We start from the raw sequence: 610 nt of genomic DNA, 5'->3' as shown, positions 1-610 counted from the left end.
CCTGCGTACACAGCGAAGCCCGGACATTCACCGCCTCCCGCGAGGCCTCCGGCAGGATCAGCACCGAAGAGCCGTACACCGAGCAGGCATGGCTCAGGCCCGGCGGAGGCAGCGTCGGCCCGGCCACCACCATCAGCGGGCCGCCGCGCTTGGTCGAGTCCTCCGCATAACGCTTTGCCGCACCGTCGATCTCGAGGCCGAGAAGCATGTAGCCCTTGCCGTTGAAGGCGCTCGGATCTCCCATCGCGGCGGGCGACAGCTGTCCGCCGTCGGCGCTGAACGCGTCGACACTGGAGGACCTCACGGTGACCCCGGTGTCGTTGACGTTGGTGGGCAGTACTCCGATCGGGAAGGCCGCCGGGTAGGCGACGGTGGTTCCGGCGATGCGCTCACGCGGCGAATACACGTACACCCCCCGCACCTGGCTCTGATCGCGGAAAGGTCCCAAGCACACTGTGCCGCTGAGCTTGTCAGGCGCCGGCGCCGACAACGGACGGATTCCGAGGCTGGTCAGATCATCACAACCGTGCAGCGCATCGACCTCAAGCGGATGCGCCAGCGCGCCGTACAGACCGAACCGGATGTCCTCAGGTTTGGCGTGCCCCTCACC

At 67.5% G+C, this 610-nt stretch carries 1 protein-coding gene; it reads right to left on the bottom strand.

What is annotated here, in order from left to right:
* Nucleotides 1–610: hypothetical protein (locus tag IMZ11_RS43345; RefSeq protein ID WP_228649492.1), on the bottom strand; the 610-nt coding region annotated here is incomplete at both ends.

It is taken from the genome of Microtetraspora sp. AC03309 (genome assembly GCF_020826795.1).
Lineage (GTDB): Bacteria > Actinomycetota > Actinomycetes > Streptosporangiales > Streptosporangiaceae > Microtetraspora > Microtetraspora glauca.
The sequence above is the reverse complement of the archived record's forward strand: the minus strand, read 5'-3'. Positions and strand labels throughout refer to the sequence as shown.